Origin of the sequence: Microbacterium sp. CGR1, from assembly GCF_001266755.1 — a bacterium.
Taxonomy (GTDB): domain Bacteria; phylum Actinomycetota; class Actinomycetes; order Actinomycetales; family Microbacteriaceae; genus Microbacterium.
On the sequence record NZ_CP012299.1, the window covers coordinates 3292692 to 3308947 of the forward strand.

Here is a 16256-nt window from a genome sequence, read left to right on the forward strand (position 1 = left end):
TGCGCCGCGGTGTGCGTTCTCCGGCGCCTGACAGGGCGGGCATCCGCACCCGCACAGGGATTCGCACCGGCATCCATCGGGGATACGGGCGGTCGGATGAGGGGCTGCGACGGGCGTGAGGGAGTCAGCGCGGGTCGAAGCGCTCCGGTTCGTGCGTCGCGGCGACGAGGGCGCGCAGCTCCTCGAGGGATGCCGGGGCGGCGCCGAGAGCCCGTGCCTGCACGAGCACGTTGCCGAGGGCTGTCGCCTCGACGGGGCCGGCGAGCACGGGACGGCCGGTGCGATCCGCGGTGGCCTGGCACAGCAGACGGTTCAGCGAGCCGCCTCCCACGAGGTGGATGCTGTCGAGTTCGCGCCCTGACAGATCGGCTGCCGTCTGCACGGCATCCGCGAAGGCGGTCGCGATCGACTCGACGATCGATCGGGCGAAGGCGGGTCGCGTCGTCGGAGCCTCGGGCCCGAGCAGTGTCGCGATGCGCGCGGGCATGTCTCCCGGTGCGCTGAGCGACGCGTCGTTCGCGTCGAAGAGGGGCACGTCGTCCGTCACGGCGGCGGCCGCAGCCAGCAGCTCGGGCAGGTCGATCCGCGAGCCGTCCTCCGCCTCCCACGCGCGCACGGTCTCGCTCAGCAGCCAGAGCCCCGTCACGTTGTGCAGGAAGCGGTAGCGACGGTCCACGCCGAGCTCGTGCGTGAAGTTCGCCTCGCGCGCGGCATCCGTCAGCACCGGCTCGGTCAGCTCGACGCCGACCAGCCCCCAGGTGCCGCACGAGATGTAGGCGGAGTGCGGGGTCGACAGGGGAGCGGCGACGACGGCGGATGCTGTGTCGTGCGACCCGACCGCGATCACCGGCAGCTTCTTGCCGATGCGCTCGACCAGGTCCGCGCGGAGTGTGCCGATCGTCTCGCCCGGATCGACGAGCGTCGGCAGGATGTGCGTCGGGATGCCGATGCGCTCGGCGAGCTCGGCGTCCCACTCGCCCGACTCGACGCCGAGGAGCCCGGTGGTCGAGGCGTTCGTCCGCTCGGCCACCGCTGTTCCGGTGAGCAGGAACGCGATGAGGTCGGGAATGAGCAACGCGGTGTCGGCGTCGGCGAGGCGGGCATCGACGCGGTACTGGTACAGCGTGTTGAACGGCAGGAACTGCAGTCCGTTGCGGCCGTAGAGCTCGGCGAAGGGCGCGACCGTGTGCACCTCCTCGACCCCGCGCGCCGTGCGCTCGTCGCGATAGTGGAACGGCTCGGCGAGAAGCTCGCCGTCTCGCAGCAGGCCGTAGTCGACGGCCCAGGAGTCGATGCCGATGCTCTCGATGCCCGGCTCCCGGCGCACGGCCTCGGCGAGACCTGCCACCACGTGCTCGTAGAGCGCGCCGAAGTCCCAGTGCAGGCCGTCCTCGCGCTCGACGGGCCCGTTGGGGAACCGCGAGACGAGTTCGAGGTCGAGCCGGCCGTCGCCGATCCGCCCGATCATGACGCGACCGCTGGTCGCCCCGAGGTCGACGGCGGCGACGGACCGGATCGTCATCGCAGGAACGCCGCGGCGACGCCGGAGTCGACCGGGATGTGCAGACCGGTGGTGCGGCTGAGCTCGGGACCGGTGAGCACGTAGACGGCGTCCGCCACGTTCTCGGGAACGACCTCGCGCTTGAGGATCGTGCGGTTGGCGTAGTACTGGCCGAGGTCCTCCTCGGCGACGCCGTAGGTGGCTGCGCGGTTCGCGCCCCAACCCGAGGCGAAGATGCCCGAGCCGCGCACGACACCGTCGGGGTTGATGCCGTTGACGCGGATGCCGAACTCGCCGAGCTCGACGGCCAGCAGTCGCACCTGGTGCGCCTGGTCGGCCTTCGTCGCGGAGTAGGCGATGTTGTTCGGGCCGGCGAAGACGGAGTTCTTCGAGGAGATGTAGATGATGTCTCCGCCGAGCTTCTGGTCGATCAGCACGCGGGCCGCGGCCTTCGACACGAGGAACGAACCCTTGGCCATGACGTCGTGCTGCAGGTCCCAGTCCTTCTCGGTGGTCTCGAGCAGCGGCTTCGACAGCGAGAGACCGGCGTTGTTGACGACGAGGTCGACGCCGCCGAACGCGAGCACGGCGTCGTTCAGCGCGGCCTGGATGGCATCCGCGTCGGCGACGTTCGCCGCGACGCCGATCGCGACGTCGGTGTTCCCGAGCTCGGCCGCAGCGGCCTGTGCCTTCTCGAGGTCGAGGTCGGCGATGACGACGCAGGCGCCCTCTGCGGCGAGGCGGGTGGCGATGGCCTTGCCGATGCCGCTGGCGGCTCCGGTGACGAAGGCGATGCGTCCCTGGTGCGACTTCGGCTTCGGCATGCGCTGCAGCTTGGCCTCTTCGAGCGCCCAGTACTCGATGTCGAACTTCTCGGCGTCGGAGATGGGCGAGTAGGTCGACAGTGCCTCGGCGCCGCGCATGACGTTGATCGCGTTGACGTAGAACTCACCGGCGACGCGGGCGGTCTGCTTGTTGGCGCCGTAGGAGAACATTCCGATGCCGGGCACGAGCACGATGAGCGGGTCGGCGCCGCGGATCGCGGGCGACTCGGCGGTCGCGTGCGCGTCGTAGTAGGCCTGGTAGTCGGCGCGGTACTCGGTGTGCAGTTCGTGCAGACGGGCGATCTGCTCATCGGCGGATGCCGTGACCGGCAGGTCGAGGATCAGCGGCTTGACCTTGGTGCGCAGGAAGTGGTCGGGGCAGCTCGTGCCGAGAGCCGCGAGTTCAGGGGCGCGCTCGGAGGCGAGGAAGTCGAGGACGACGTCGGAGTCGGTGAAGTGGCCGACCATCGGCTTGTCGGTCGACGCGATCCCGCGAATGGTGCCGGCGAGGGTCGCTGCGCGCTCACGCCGCTCGGCCTCGGGGAGTGCCTCGAAGCCGGCACGGACGCCGCCGAACGGATCGGCCTTGCCGTTGGCCTCGATGTAGGCGGCCGCGGTGTCGATGATCCAGAGGGAGTTGGCTTCGGCCTCCTCCGACGTGTCGCCCCAGGCGGTGATGCCGTGGCCGCCGAGGATCGTGCCGATGGCCTGCGGGTTCTTCGCCTTGATGGCGGCGATGTCGAGTCCGAGCTGGAATCCGGGGCGACGCCACGGAACCCACACGACCTTGTCGCCGAAGATCTTCGCCGTCAGCTCTTCGCCGTCGGCCGCGGTGGCGATCGCGATGCCCGAGTCGGGGTGCAGGTGGTCGACGTGCGCGGCGTCGACGAGCCCGTGCATCGCGGTGTCGATCGACGGAGCTGCACCGCCCTTGCCGTGCAGGCAGTAGTCGAACGCGGCGACCATCTCGTCTTCGCGGTCGAGGCCCGGGTAGACGTCGACGAGTGCGCGCATGCGGTCGAGGCGCAGCACGGCGAGACCCTGCTCTTTGAGCGTGCCGAGGTCTCCACCCGAACCCTTGACCCACATCAGCTCGACGGGCTGACCCGTGACGGGGTCGGTCTCCGTGCCCTTCGCCGACGTGTTGCCACCGGCGTAGTTGGTGTTCTTCGGGTCGGCGCCCAGGCGGTTCGACCGCTCGATGAGGGCGGCGGCGGTGGGGTTGGTCATGGCTGTTCCCTGTTCTGTGGAGACGTGGCGAGGATGCGGGCGGCGAAGCGGTCGATCGATGCTGTCGCTGCCGCGAGTTCGGGCTGATTGAGGTGGCCGTGGCGGGTGCCCGCCTCGGTCGAGATGTCGATTTCGACGCCCGCGTCGCGCAGCAGGGCGCCGAACGCCTCGCCGGAGACACGGAGCTCGTCGACCTCGCCGTTGATCATGATCGTGGCGGGGAAATGCGAGAGCTGGGCGGGGGACGCGGTGCCGGGCACGGCGTAGACGTCGCCACCGTCGACCGGCCCGCCGAGGTAGTTCTCGTACATGCCGCGCACCGGGTCGGGGCCGAACACGTCGGCATCGGGGTCCGCGTCGAGGGCGGCGCGCAGCGCAGCATCCGGGGCTGCCTGCACGGCGTGGAGCGTCGGATAGGCGAGCACCGCGAGCGCAGGGAAGGGCCCGGGGCCGTGACTGAGACGCAGAGCCGCGCCGGTCGCGAGGTTGCCGCCGGCGCTCGCTCCGCCGATCGACCACGGCCCCTCGGCGAGGCCGGAGTCGACCGCCCAGCGGAATGCGGCCTCGACCTCCTCGGAGGCGACCGGGTAGTGCACGCCCTCTCGCTCGGGAGCCCCGGCTGCCGCAGCCCAGGTGCGAGGGAAGGGAGCCAGCGCGTAGTCGACCGACACCACGGCGATGCCGCGCTCGGCGAAGCTCTGCGCGACCCAATCGGCCTCCGGCATGTCGATCTCACCGGCGGCGAACCCTCCGCCGTGCACCCAGACGAGTCCGGGGCCGACGGGAGAGGTCGGGGTGTACACCCGCACGCGCAGCGGTCCGTGCGGTCCGTCGAGCACCTGCTCGTTCACGGTGTCATCCGTTCTGTCGGGGGGCGTCGGGATGCGGGGATCGGCTCCCGCATCCCGACGGGTCGGGGTGCGGGCTCAGGCGCCCCAGCCGGCCTGCACGCCACCGACGCGGTCGGCGGCGATCTTCTGCTGGTAGCCCGACTCGGCGTAGGCCGCCATCGGGTCGGCTGCGAGGCCGCGCGACTCTCGCCATTCGGCGAGCGCGGGGCGCACGTCGGTGTAGAACGCGTCCATGAAGACGGCGTTGGCGGCGAGCACGTCGCCGGACTTCTGCGCTGCGGTCAGGGCGTCGCGGTCGACGATCAGCGCACGCGCCGTCATCTCCTGCACGTTGAGCACCGAGCGGATCTGACCGGGGATCTTGTCCTCGACGTTGTGGCACTGGTCGAGCATGAACGCCACATCGGGGTTGTTCAGGCCGCCGCCGCGCACGACCTCGAACAGGATGCGGAACAGTTGGAAGGGATCGGCCGCGCCCACGATGAGATCGTCGTCGGCGTAGAAGCGCGAGTTGAAGTCGAACGACCCGAGCTTGCCGAGGCGCAGCAGCTGCATGACGATGAACTCGATGTTGGTGCCGGGTGCGTGGTGGCCCGTGTCGAGGCACACCATGGCCTTGTCGCCGAGGGACGAGACCTGGGCGTAGGACGTGCCCCAGTCGGGAACATCGGTGTGGTAGAACGCCGGCTCGAAGAACTTGTACTCGAGCACGAGGCGCTGGTCGTCGCCGAGGCGTGCATAGATCTGCTGCAGCGACTCCTGCAGGCGGTCCTGACGGCCGCGCAGGTCGGCCTGCCCCGGGTAGTTCGAGCCCTCGGCGAGCCAGATCTTCAGGTCGCGGCTGCCCGTGGCATCCATCACGTCGATGCAGGCGAGGTGGTGATCGATCGCCTTCTGGCGGATCGACGGGTCTTCGTGGGTCAGCGCGCCGAACTTGTAGTCGTCGTCCTGGAAGGTGTTGGAGTTGATGGTGCCCAGGGTCACGCCGAGGTCCTCGGCGTGCTTGCGCAGGTCGGAGAACGAGTCGACCAGGTCCCACGGGATGTGCAGGGCGACCGAGGGTGCGAGCGCCGTGTACTTGTTCACCTGCGCGGCATCCGCGATCTTCTCCCACGGGTCGCGGGGCGTGCCGGGCGTGCCGAACACCTTGAAGCGCGTGCCGGAGTTGCCGAACGCCCAGCTGGGGAGTTCGATGCCCTGCTGTTCGAGGGCGGCGAGGTTGTCGGACGAGAGGATGCTCATGAGGCGCTGCCTTCGGTGTCGGTGCGGTTGTCGATGTCTGATGCGGGGGAGTCGCCGGCGTCGGCGAGCTGGTCTTCGAGGTGGAACACCTCGGCGAGTGCGGTGGCGGCCTGGTCGGGGCGTCCGTCGAGACCGATGAAGAATCGGCTCATCTCGGACTCCCAGCGCGCGGCGACGGGGGAGGCGGCGAGATACGCCTGGGCGGCGGCATCGTCGTCGGTCTCGTAGTAGCCGACGAGCGTGCCGCCCTCGGCGAGGAACAGCGAGTAGTTACGGCGGCCGGCGGCCGCGATCTCGGCCAGCATCTCGGGCCGGACCGGCGAGTGACGGGCGAGGTATTCGTCGAGCAGTTCAGGACGCACCTGCAACTGGAACGCGACGCGGGTCATGTTGGTTCTCTCTTCATCGAGCGGATTTTGAATCGTTTCATTCAATGTCTCAACCCTAGACACGGGCGGGCGACGTGTCAAGCGAGCGTCGGCGGTCACACCGCGGTGATGACCGCGTTGTCGAGCTGATCGGCGTCCACGACCGGGCGCACGGCCGCGTTCGTGAGCAGCACCCAGCAGACGCCCGCCGTCGGGTGCACCCAGAATTCCGTGCCCGCCCACCCGCCGTGGCCGAAGACGTCACGGTCCACCAGCCCCGGCGCTCGTGAGCGCAGGTTGAACGTGAAGCCCCAGTCCTGACCGCGCTCAGAGGGGTACGGGTCGAGGCGGGGGATCGCGCCGGTCAGCGGGCGGAGCATCATGGCCAGTCCCGCCGGAGACAGGATGCCGTCTTTCGCGCCCTGGCCGATGCGCAGCAGCTCGGCGCCGAGGTGCAGGAGATCCTCGGCTCTGCCCAGGAGTCCTGCGCCGGGAGCACGCGTGGCGTGGAACCGGTCGAGGTCGAGTCCGCCGGCCGCGGCATCCGGAACCCCGAGGGACTTGCTCGGGTCGAGGGTCAGGCCGATCGCGCCGATGCGATGCGCCCAGTCGAATGTGCCGGCATCCCAGGTCGAACCGGTCGCGTGCTCGATCAGCGCCGCGATCCCCTCGAAGGCCAGGGTGGAATACCGCGACGCGGTGCCGGCGGCGAAGTCCCGCCCCTGGCTGAGCAGCTCGTCGCGCAGCGGAAGCGCGGTGTCGAGAGCCGGCTCGGAGATCCCCGAGGTGTGGGATGCCAGGTGCCACAGCCGCACGATGTCGTCACGAGAGGTGCCGAACTGCGGCAGGGCGTCGGCGAGCGGAGTGTTCGGGGTGAGCAGACCCCTCTCGATGGCGCGCGTCGCCGTGATGCCGGTGAGCACCTTCGTGATCGAGAACAGCGGATACACGGCATCCGTCGCGGCCCCGAAGCCCTCGAGGTCGACGATCCCGTCGGCGGTGGCCATGCCGAGCACCGCTGTCGGCAGGCGCTCCGCCTGCACGTGACCACGTGCCCAGTCGAATGCTGCGTCGAAGGTCATGGCTGCTCCTGCTGATTCGGATGGTCGCGCTTCCCAGACGGGTGCGGTGACTCTACGATAGGACCATGGCACAGAAAGCGCTTTCCCATCCGGCCGCGCTCATCGACGGTGATCACCCCACCCGCTCCGTGCTGCGCCTCGTCGCCCGCCGTCACTGGCGACTGACCTTCGCGATCACGGCCTTCGCGATCAAGGAGATCCCGCTCTGGTTCCTGCCGGTGATCACCGCCGCGATCATCGACGTCGTGGCGAGCGACGGCGATGTCACCGAGGTGCTGTGGTGGTTCGCGCTGGCCGCCGTGCTGCTGCTGCAGAACTACCCGAACCACATCATCTACACCCGCAACTTCATGACCGTGGTGCGAGACCTCGGTGCCGATCTCCGCAACGCCCTCACCGCGCGACTGCAGAGCCTCTCGATCGGGTACCACACGAGGATGAGCTCGTCGATCGTGCAGACGAAGGTGGTGCGCGACGTCGAGAACGTCGAGCTCATGCTGCAGCAGGTCACGCATCCGCTCCTGTCGTCGACCATGGTGATGCTCGGCGCACTCAGCATGACGGCGGTCACCGTGCCGCAGTTCCTTCCCGTGTACGCCCTCGCCGTGCCGATCGCGATCGGCATCCGCTACGGCATGCGCAATCGATCGCAGCGTCGCAACGAGGTCTTCCGGCGCGAAATCGAGACGCTGTCGGCCCGCGTCGGCGAGATGGCGTCGCTGATCCCGGTGACACGCGCTCACGGGCTCGAGGAGACGGCGATCAACCGCGTCGCGGGCGGGGCGGATGGCGTGCGCCGCGCCGGACTCGACCTCGACCTGCTGAACGGCCGGGTGGCCTCGATCTCCTGGGTGGCGATGCAGCTGCTCGGCGTCGCCTGCCTCATGCTCGCCGCCGTGTGCGCGCTCACCGGCTTCCTCCCGATCACGCCGGGCGAGGTCGTGATGCTCTCGAGCTACTTCACGCTGCTGACCGGCGGGCTCACCCAGCTGCTCATGCTCATTCCCGTCGGCGCCCGCGGGCTCGAGTCGGTGCGCTCGATCGCCGAGGTGCTGCAAGAGCCCGACGTCGAGCAGAACTCCGGCAAGCGCGTCGTCTCGGCGGTCGCCGGCGAGATCGTGCTCGATTCTGCGACGCATCGCTACGCGGATGCCGACGACGACGCCCTGTTCGAGATCGATCTGCGGATCGCCCCCGGCGAGACGGTCGCCTTCGTGGGATCGTCGGGCTCGGGCAAGTCGACCCTCCTGAACCTCGTGCTCGGATTCGTCCGTCCGACGAGCGGCCGCATCGTGCTCGACGGCGCCGACATGCAGGAGCTCGACCTGCGCACCGTGCGCCGGTCGATCTCGGTCGTGCCGCAGGAGTCGGTGCTGTTCGAGGGATCGGTCTTCGACAACATCGCCTACGGCATGCCCGACGTCACGCCCGATCGCGTCGAACAGGCGCTGCGAGACGCCAACGCGTGGGAGTTCGTGAGCGAGCAGTCGCAGGGGTGGGACACGGTGGTCGGCGAGCGCGGAGCGCGCCTCTCGGGTGGTCAGCGCCAGCGTCTGGCGATCGCCCGCGCGCTCGTGCGCGATCCGCGGATCCTGCTGCTCGACGAGGCGACGAGCGCGCTCGACCCCGAGTCCGAGGGACTCGTCAAAGAGGCCCTCGAACGGCTCATGCGCGGTCGCACGACGCTCGTGGTCGCGCACCGGCTGTCGACGATCCGGCAGGCCGATCGCATCGTCGTGCTCGAGCACGGACGTATCGTCGAACAAGGCTCGCACGACGAGCTGCTCGCCGCCGACGGGCGATACGCCCGCCTGCACCTGGTGCAGAACGGCATCAGATGACCCCGGCTCAGCGTCCTGAGGAGGAACGATGACAACCGAGAAGACCCTTCGCGCGGCCCTGGTCGGCACCGGGGCGGTGGCGAACGCGCACGCCCGCGCGGTCGCCGCGTACCCGCGCGCCGAGCTCGTCGCCGTCGCCGACCTCAGCCGGGAGAAGGCGCAGGAGTTCGCCGGCCGATACGGCATCGATGCCGCCTACGGCGACCTCGACGAGATGCTCGCCGCCGAGCACCCCGACGTCGTGCTCATCTGCACGCCGCCCGGGCCGCACCGTTCGCAGTCGCTCGCAGCCTTCGCAGCCGGCGCGCATGTGATCGTCGAGAAGCCGCCGGCACCCTCGCTCGATGAGCTCGACGAGATGCGCGCGGCGGCCGAGGCCGCGGGCAGGCAGCTGGCGGTCGTCTTCCAGCAGCGCACCGGCACGGCCGCGGCGCACGTGCGCGGGCTGCTGCAGAGCGGAGCCCTCGGCCGCCCGCTCGTCGCCGTGTGTCAGACGCTCTGGTTCCGTGACGCCGACTACTTCGCGGTGCCGTGGCGCGGCAAGTGGGAGACGGAGGGCGGCGGAACGACCCTGGGCCACGGCATCCACCAGATCGACCTGCTCGCGCACCTGCTGGGCGACTGGTCGTCGGTGCAGGGCAGGCTCTGGCGGCTCGACCGCGAGACCGAGACCGAGGACGTCTCGACCGCGACCATCGTCTTCGACCGGGGAGTGGTCGCGCAGCTCGTCACCAGTGCCGTGTCGCCGCGAGAGACGAGCTCTATCCGCATCGACACCCAGAAGGCCACGGTCACGGTCGACCACGTCTACGGCCACGGTCATGAGAACTGGCGGATCACCCCGGCGCCCGGCTTCGAGCCGGAGGCCGAGGGATGGGCGTTCCCGGATGCCGAGGAGCGCAGCGACCACGAGCCGCTGCTGCGCGACGTGTTCGACGCTCTGCTGGAGGGCGCACCCCTGCCTCCTACCGCTGATGCGCCCGCACGCTCGCTCGAGATCGTGGCGGCCATCTACGCCTCGGCCGCCGCAGACGGCACGGTGATCACCCCCGAGCTGCTGGGCTCGCACCCCACGCACCGGGCCGGCTTCGCGAGTCCGGTCACCGATCTCCGCAGATGAGAGAGCTCTACCGCGACCCCGTCTACGACGGCGCCACCGACCCGCGGGTCGCGGTCGACGCCGACGGGCTGTGGTGGATGTTCTACACCCAGCGTCGGGCGAGCCTCGCCGATGCGGGACCGGGGGTGTCGTGGGTGCACGGCAGCCGGATCGGGGTCGCGACATCGACCGACGGTCTGGACTGGCGCTACGACGGAACGCTCGAGCCCGCGGCATCCGATCTCGTCCTCGAGCCCGGCCCGCCGCCCGCCGAGGTCGACCGCACCCACTGGGCCCCGGAGGTCTTCTGGGACGGTGCGCGCTGGCGGATGCATCTCACCGAGATCGACGGCATCCCCGACCGCTGGCCGGGGTTTGCTCGCGCCATCGTCGAGTACGCCTCCGACGACCTGAGGCACTGGTCGAGACGCGGCCCGCTCGTGCTGAGCAGCGATCGTGTGATCGATGCGGCCGTCGCGCGCACGCCCGACGGACTGTGGCGCCTCTGGTACAAGGATGAGGCGGCGGACTCGGTGACCATGGTCGCGTCATCGCCCGACCTCGTGGACTGGTCCCTCGACGGCGTCGCGATCGGAGGACGGCCGCACGAGGGGCCGACCGTGTTCGAGCTCGGCGGTCTCTGGTGGCTGATCGTGGACGAGTGGCGGGGGATGGGCGTCTATCGCTCCGACGACGGCACGCGCTGGACGCGTCAGGGTGATGCGGATGCCGTGATCCTCGCTGATCTGCCGACCGGAGGGGTCGGCAGTCACGGCGCGCAGGTGCGCGTCGGCGACGACCTGTGGTTCTACTTCTTCGCCGCCGCCGCCGCCGCCGCCGCCGCGGAGCGGGCTCCGGCCCACTCTGCCACGGGCGAGCAGAGGCGATCCGCCGTGCATCGCGTGGGGCTCGAGGTCGAGGGCGGGAAGCTGATCGTGAGAGGATCGAAGACCCCGCGGTAATCGATGTAATCCCCGCCGCGAATTGCCGGTTGCGAAACGTTTCAATCTGGATTAGCGTGCAGGTAAGCGTTTTCCCCGCACGATGGAGATCGCATCCCGCACCACATGGACACAGGCGTTCCGCGGCCCTGCCGAACGAGGACGTTCATCAGAGAGGACAACGATGTTCAGCAAGAAGCGTCTGGCGGCCGCAGCGGCCGTCGCCACCAGCGCAGCGCTGGTACTCGCCGGCTGCGCCGGCGGAGGCAGCCCCGAGGGTGAGCCCACGTACGACCCCGACGAGAAGGTCACGCTCGACCTGGCGTTCTGGGGCAACGACGTCCGCGCCGATCTCTACAACCAGGCGATCGAGGCGTTCAACGAGGAGTACCCGAACATCACGGTGAACGCGACGTTCCTCGGGTTCCCGGAGTTCTGGGAGAAGCGCCAGACCGAGGCCGCCGGCGGCGGACTCCCCGACGTCATGCAGTTCGACTACTCGTACCTGCGTCAGTACTCGGAGAACGGCCTGCTGCTCGACCTCGAGCCCTACCTCGGCTCGGTCATCGACACCGAGCCGCTCTCCGAGAACATCCTCGGCATCGGCGTCGTCGATGACACGACCTACGGCATCACCACCTCGACCAACGCGTGGGGCGTCTTCACCAACCCCCAGCTGCTCGAGACCGCAGGCGTCGAGGAGTTCCCCGGGGGCGACTGGGAGGACTACGACGAGTGGATGGGCGAGATCACCGATGCCGGCGCGGGTGAGTTCTGGGGCGGGTCCGACTGGACGGGGCGCATCCAGAACTTCGAGCTGCAGCTGCGCAGCGAGGGCAAGAACCTGTTCGACGAAGACGGCACGCCCGGCTTCGACGAAGACCGTCTGAAGGAGTTCTGGGAGGCCGGAGACGACATCCGCGACGGAGTCGTCGTTCCGCAGCAGGTCGTCGAGGAGCTCAACCCCCTCACCGCGTTCGACGCCGCGAAGAACGCCAGCGAGCTGACGTGGGACAACTTCGGTGCGGGCTACCTCGCCAACCTCGGCGAGAGCTACACCGAGCTCGGCCTCGTCGCCCCGCCGGTCACGAAGGAGGGCGCGAAGGATCTGTACCTGAAGCCCTCGATGCTGCACACGATCTCGGCCAAGACCGAGCACCCGGAGGCGGCGGCGACGCTCGTCAACTTCCTGGTCAACTCGCCCGAGTCCGGCGAGATCTTCGGCACCAACCGTGGCCTCCCCGCATCCGAGACCGCTCTCGAGGCCGCAGAGCTCGATCCCATGAGCCAGCTCGTCAAGGACTACGAGGAGTCGATCGCCGACCGCCTCGGCGACGCTCCGCCCGTGCCGATCGTCGGCTACGGCACCCTCGAGGAGAAGTTCCGGGTGCTGGGCACCGAGCTGAACTTCGGCACCACGACGGTCGACGAGGCCGTGACGCAGTTCTTCTCCGAGATGGACGTCGTCCTCAACCAGTGATCCCGTCGGTGGGCCGGGTGGCATCCGCCCGGCCCACCGCATCCCATCCACTTCGGAAGGAGCTGTCATGAGCACGACGGCGACCAGGACGATCGTCACGGGCAAGAAGTCCGGGCGAGGGCGGGCGCTGCGCAGCGGCCGCCGCCCCGAGAACGAACTCGCGCGGCCGGGCCAGCGCGCACGTCTGCGGCGTGAGACGGCGACCGGCTATGCGTTCCTCACCCCGTGGCTCATCGGCTTCTTCGGTCTCACCGCCGTGCCGATGATCTACTCCCTGTACCTCTCCTTCACGAAGTACAACATCTTCCAGCCGCCCAAGTGGATCGGGCTGGACAACTACATCCGACTCTTCACGAGCGACCCGAACTTCATCCAGTCGGCGCAGATCACCCTCGTCTACGTCTTCATCGGCACTCCGATCACCCTCGCGGCCGCCCTCGGCGTCGCGATGCTCCTGAACTACCGCGACAAGGGCGCCGGCTTCTTCCGCTCCGCCTTCTACGCGCCGTCCCTCATCGGCGGCTCGGTCTCGGTCGCCATCGTGTGGCGGGCCATGTTCTCCTCCGACGGTCCGGTCGACAGCGGTCTGCAGATCTTCGGCGTCGATCTCGGCGGATGGATCGGCAACCCGAGCCTCGTGCTCCCGATGATGATCCTGCTCGCCGTCTGGCAGTTCGGAGCCACGATGGTGATCTTCCTCGCGGGTCTCAAGCAGATCCCCAAGGAGCTGTACGAGGCCGCGGAAATGGACGGCGCGAACGCCTACCGTCGGTTCCGCGCGGTGACGATCCCGATGCTCTCCCCGGTGATGTTCTTCAACCTGCTGCTCGGTCTCATCGGCGCGTTCCAGGTGTTCGCCTCGGCGTACATCATCTCTAACGGCACCGGCGGCCCCGCCGGCATGACGAACTTCATCACCGTGTACCTGTACAAGCGAGGGTTCTCCGACGGACAGATGGGCTACGCGGCCGCGATCGCGTGGGTCCTGCTCGTCGTCGTCGCGATCATCGCCTTCATCCTCTTCCGCACTCAGAGGTCGTGGGTGCACTACTCGGGAGACGACAAATGAGCACCTCCAATCAGGCGACCACGTCCGGCGCCGCATCCACTCCGGTCTTCGCCGCGCAGCAGACGACGCCCGTCGGTCCGCCCGCCCCGCGTCGCCGCATCAAGCGCAAGACCTGGCAGACCGTCATCTGGTTCATCGGTCTCCTCGTGCTCACCGCGGTGGTGCTCTACCCGTTGCTGTGGCTGTTCCTGTCGACGTTTAAGCCGAACTCCGAGTTCGGTCAGAACCCGGGGCTGCTGCCGCAGGCGCCGACGCTCGACAACTACGGGAAGGTCATGGAGGGCATCGCCGGAGTGCCGATGTGGCGCTTCTTCCTGAACTCGCTGATCCTCGCGGTCTCGGCCGTCGTCGGCACGGTGCTCTCGTCGGCGCTCGCCGCCTACGCCTTCGCACGAGTGCAGTTCAAGGGACTCGGCGTGCTGTTCGCCGCGATGATCGGCACGCTGCTGCTGCCGTTCCACGTCGTGATCATCCCGCAGTACATCATCTTCAACCAGCTCGGATGGGTCGACACCTTCATCCCGCTGATCCTGCCGAAGTTCCTCGCCACCGAGGCGTTCTTCGTCTTCCTTCTCGTTCAGTTCATCCGTCAGATGCCCCGCGACATGGATGAAGCGGCGCGCATCGACGGAGCAGGCCACCTGCGGATCTTCTGGTCGATCATCCTGCCGCTCATCAAGCCCGCCCTGATCACCTGCGCGATCTTCTCGTTCATCTGGGCGTGGAACGACTTCCTCGGCCCGCTGCTCTACCTGACGAGCCCCGAGAACTACCCGCTGCCGATCGCGCTGCGCCTCTACAACGACCAGACCTCGTCGTCCGACTACGGCGCGACGGTCACGGCGTCGTTCGTGGCCCTTGTGCCGGTGCTGCTGTTCTTCGTGGTCTTCCAGCGCTTCCTCGTCGACGGAGTCGCCACGCAGGGACTGAAGGGCTAGTCATGTCGGTCATCAACGCAGAGCGTCGGGCGCACCGGGCGGCGAAGCGCGAGGCGCGGTCGGGCGCCGGCCCCACGGTCGCCGGTGTCGAGCCCGGGGTCAACCCCGGAGCGACCGCCAAGTTCGGTCTGTTCGGAGAGGTGCTCACGGTCGGGCTGCTGATGACGATCATCGCCCTCGGCGTCGTCACGCTGCCGATCGCCCTGGCCGCCGGCATCCGTCACCTGCGTCGCTTCGTCGCCGCGGAGGACTCGCGCACGGCCCTGTTCTGGGACGACGTGCGCACTGGCATCCTGCCCTCGCTCCGCGTCGGGGTGCCGGCGGCGCTGATCGCCGCCGTGCTCACGGTCGACGTCGTGCTCGCGGGCTCGGGCGCACTGCCCGGTGGCGAGATCATCGCGGTCATCGGCTGGGCGGGGCTGCTCGCTCTCGCGGTCGCCGTGCTGCTCGCCGCCGGCGCCTGGTCGCCGTCGACCGGGTGGACCGCCGCGGTCCGCGCGGTGCCGGGGATGATCACAGCGGATGCCGCCGGAGCCGCGTACATCGCGGCCGCGGCCGTCTTCACCGGCGTCGTGACCTGGGCGCTCGCGCCCCTGTTCATCGCGGGCATCGGCTGCGCGGCGCTCGCCGTCGTCGCGGTTCCCGGGCGTCGCCGGCGCGGAGTTCACCCCGCGGAATGAGAAGGTAGTCGTGGCGCACGCGCGGACGGACGGAGGCAGGCCATGGCGGTAGGGGTGAAGGACGTGGCGGCTGCGGCCGGCGTCTCGGTCGGCACCGTCTCGAACGTGCTCAATCAGCCCGAGCGCGTGTCCGCCAAGACGGTCGAGCGCGTGCAGCGGGTGATCCAGGAACTCGGCTTCGTGCGCAACGACGCCGCCAGGCAGCTGCGCGCGGGTCGCAGCCGCAGCATCGGACTCGTGGTGCCCGACATCGGCAACCCGTTCTTCGCCGAGGTCGTGCGCGGCGCGGAGGACCGGGCAGCGGATGCCGGCATGACGGTGCTGCTCGGCAACAGCGACGAGCGAGACGAGCGCCAGGTCGCGCACCTCGAGCTCTTCCAGGAGCAGCGGGTCAACGGCGTGCTGCTCACACCCGCCACCGACGACCTCTCGGCCGTTCATCGATTCGCCGCGGGCGGCATGCCGGTGATCCTCGTCGACCGCGAGGTGGAGGAGGGGCTGCTGCCGTCGGTCTCGGTCGATGACGTCGAAGGCGGACGCCTGGCTGCCGATCACCTGCTGGCTTCGGGACGTCGCCGGCTGGCATTCGTCGGAGGACCGCAGTCGGTGCAGCAGGTCGCCGATCGTCTGCGCGGCGTGCAGGCGGCCGTCGCCGCTCACCCCGATGTCACTCTCGAGATCTTCGAGCAGTCCGCGCTCACGGTGCTCCAGGGCAGGGCTGCGGGTGAGGCCATCGCGGCGAGTGGGCCCCAATCGCGCCCGGATGCCGTCTTCGCCGCGAACGACCTGCTCGCCGTCGGGCTGCTGCAGGCGTTCAGCTTCGGCTCCGGCATCCGTGTGCCCCAGGACATCGCCATGGTCGGCTATGACGACATCGACTTCGCCTCGGCGACCGTCGTGCCGCTGAGCTCCGTGCGCCAGCCCGCCAGGCTGCTCGGCTGGACCGGGGTGGATCTGCTGCTGAAGGAGCTCGACGGCGTCGAGCACGACCGTCGCGTGCGGTTCCAGCCCGAACTCGTGGTGCGCGAATCGAGCGCCGGCTGAGGGATCGTCTGGGGTCACGCGCCGTCACCCGTGCCGTGTGCATGACCGGAGCACGGATGCGGGAGC

The 16256-nt window shown here is 69.3% G+C and carries 14 protein-coding genes; 8 read left to right on the forward strand and 6 right to left on the reverse strand.

Annotated features, from left to right (window positions below):
* Window positions 1-124: 124 nt before the first annotated feature.
* The 6 genes from AKG07_RS15750 to AKG07_RS15775 form a co-directional block, all read right to left on the reverse strand.
* Window positions 125-1522, reverse strand: coding sequence for a rhamnulokinase (locus tag AKG07_RS15750; protein WP_053098753.1), 1398 nt, complete (start codon window positions 1520-1522; stop codon window positions 125-127).
* Window positions 1519-3555: a bifunctional rhamnulose-1-phosphate aldolase/short-chain dehydrogenase gene (locus AKG07_RS15755; protein ID WP_053098754.1), complete on the reverse strand. Its 2037-nt coding sequence runs from the start codon at window positions 3553-3555 to the stop codon at window positions 1519-1521. The genes AKG07_RS15750 and AKG07_RS15755 overlap by 4 nt, the downstream gene beginning before the upstream one ends.
* Window positions 3552-4406 carry an alpha/beta hydrolase gene (locus AKG07_RS15760; protein ID WP_053098755.1) on the reverse strand — a complete coding sequence of 285 codons (855 nt, stop codon included), beginning with the start codon at window positions 4404-4406 and terminating at the stop codon, window positions 3552-3554. Before AKG07_RS15760 ends, AKG07_RS15755 begins: the two co-directional genes overlap by 4 nt.
* A gap of 75 nt (window positions 4407-4481) precedes the next feature.
* On the reverse strand, window positions 4482-5648 hold the full coding sequence (gene rhaI, locus AKG07_RS15765; RefSeq protein ID WP_053098756.1) for an L-rhamnose isomerase: 1167 nt from the start codon (window positions 5646-5648) through the stop codon (window positions 4482-4484).
* Window positions 5645-6037: an L-rhamnose mutarotase gene (locus tag AKG07_RS15770; protein WP_053098757.1), complete on the reverse strand. Its 393-nt coding sequence runs from the start codon at window positions 6035-6037 to the stop codon at window positions 5645-5647. The genes rhaI and AKG07_RS15770 overlap by 4 nt, the downstream gene beginning before the upstream one ends.
* A gap of 95 nt (window positions 6038-6132) precedes the next feature.
* Window positions 6133-7098: a serine hydrolase domain-containing protein gene (locus tag AKG07_RS15775; protein WP_053098758.1), complete on the reverse strand. Its 966-nt coding sequence runs from the start codon at window positions 7096-7098 to the stop codon at window positions 6133-6135.
* 65 nt (window positions 7099-7163) lie between these two features.
* On the opposite strand from AKG07_RS15775, the gene AKG07_RS15780 reads away from it, so the two are divergent.
* The 8 genes from AKG07_RS15780 (at window position 7164) to AKG07_RS15815 (ending at window position 16190) form a co-directional block, all read left to right on the forward strand.
* The gene (locus AKG07_RS15780) at window positions 7164-8939 is read left to right on the forward strand and encodes an ABC transporter ATP-binding protein (RefSeq protein WP_053098759.1); all 1776 of its coding nucleotides are present in this window, start codon (window positions 7164-7166) and stop codon (window positions 8937-8939) included.
* A 28-nt stretch (window positions 8940-8967) separates the two neighbouring features.
* Complete coding sequence (locus AKG07_RS15785; RefSeq protein ID WP_053098760.1) at window positions 8968-10059, forward strand: Gfo/Idh/MocA family protein; 1092 nt, start codon at window positions 8968-8970, stop codon at window positions 10057-10059.
* Window positions 10056-11000 (forward strand): hypothetical protein, encoded by a 945-nt coding sequence (locus AKG07_RS15790; protein ID WP_053098761.1) that lies wholly within the window; start codon window positions 10056-10058, stop codon window positions 10998-11000. The genes AKG07_RS15785 and AKG07_RS15790 overlap by 4 nt, the downstream gene beginning before the upstream one ends.
* 163 nt (window positions 11001-11163) lie before the next feature.
* Entirely contained in the window at window positions 11164-12459 is a 1296-nt protein-coding gene (locus tag AKG07_RS15795) for an ABC transporter substrate-binding protein (RefSeq protein WP_053098762.1), read from the forward strand.
* A 67-nt stretch (window positions 12460-12526) separates the two neighbouring features.
* On the forward strand, window positions 12527-13528 hold the full coding sequence (locus AKG07_RS15800) for a carbohydrate ABC transporter permease (protein ID WP_053098763.1): 1002 nt from the start codon (window positions 12527-12529) through the stop codon (window positions 13526-13528).
* The gene (locus AKG07_RS15805) at window positions 13525-14466 is read left to right on the forward strand and encodes a carbohydrate ABC transporter permease (protein ID WP_053098764.1); all 942 of its coding nucleotides are present in this window, start codon (window positions 13525-13527) and stop codon (window positions 14464-14466) included. Before AKG07_RS15800 ends, AKG07_RS15805 begins: the two co-directional genes overlap by 4 nt.
* 2 nt (window positions 14467-14468) lie before the next feature.
* Entirely contained in the window at window positions 14469-15146 is a 678-nt protein-coding gene (locus tag AKG07_RS15810) for a hypothetical protein (protein WP_053098765.1), read from the forward strand.
* A 42-nt stretch (window positions 15147-15188) separates the two neighbouring features.
* A complete protein-coding gene (locus AKG07_RS15815; protein WP_053098766.1) occupies window positions 15189-16190 on the forward strand; it encodes a LacI family DNA-binding transcriptional regulator in 1002 nt (333 codons plus the stop codon).
* Window positions 16191-16256: the final 66 nt, after the last annotated feature.

Excerpts from the sequence above, each read along its gene's own strand:
- AKG07_RS15750 (WP_053098753.1), bottom strand. The coding sequence starts at position 1,522 with ATGACGATCCGGTCCGTCGCCGCCGTCGACCTCGGGGCGACCAGCGGT.
- AKG07_RS15755 (WP_053098754.1), bottom strand. The coding sequence starts at position 3,555 with ATGACCAACCCCACCGCCGCCGCCCTCATCGAGCGGTCGAACCGCCTG.
- rhaI (WP_053098756.1), bottom strand. The coding sequence starts at position 5,648 with ATGAGCATCCTCTCGTCCGACAACCTCGCCGCCCTCGAACAGCAGGGC.
- AKG07_RS15770 (WP_053098757.1), bottom strand. The coding sequence starts at position 6,037 with ATGACCCGCGTCGCGTTCCAGTTGCAGGTGCGTCCTGAACTGCTCGAC.
- AKG07_RS15775 (WP_053098758.1), bottom strand. The coding sequence starts at position 7,098 with ATGACCTTCGACGCAGCATTCGACTGGGCACGTGGTCACGTGCAGGCG.
- AKG07_RS15780 (WP_053098759.1), top strand. The coding sequence starts at position 7,164 with ATGGCACAGAAAGCGCTTTCCCATCCGGCCGCGCTCATCGACGGTGAT.
- AKG07_RS15785 (WP_053098760.1), top strand. The coding sequence starts at position 8,968 with ATGACAACCGAGAAGACCCTTCGCGCGGCCCTGGTCGGCACCGGGGCG.
- AKG07_RS15790 (WP_053098761.1), top strand. The coding sequence starts at position 10,056 with ATGAGAGAGCTCTACCGCGACCCCGTCTACGACGGCGCCACCGACCCG.
- AKG07_RS15795 (WP_053098762.1), top strand. The coding sequence starts at position 11,164 with ATGTTCAGCAAGAAGCGTCTGGCGGCCGCAGCGGCCGTCGCCACCAGC.
- AKG07_RS15800 (WP_053098763.1), top strand. The coding sequence starts at position 12,527 with ATGAGCACGACGGCGACCAGGACGATCGTCACGGGCAAGAAGTCCGGG.
- AKG07_RS15805 (WP_053098764.1), top strand. The coding sequence starts at position 13,525 with ATGAGCACCTCCAATCAGGCGACCACGTCCGGCGCCGCATCCACTCCG.
- AKG07_RS15810 (WP_053098765.1), top strand. The coding sequence starts at position 14,469 with ATGTCGGTCATCAACGCAGAGCGTCGGGCGCACCGGGCGGCGAAGCGC.
- AKG07_RS15815 (WP_053098766.1), top strand. The coding sequence starts at position 15,189 with ATGGCGGTAGGGGTGAAGGACGTGGCGGCTGCGGCCGGCGTCTCGGTC.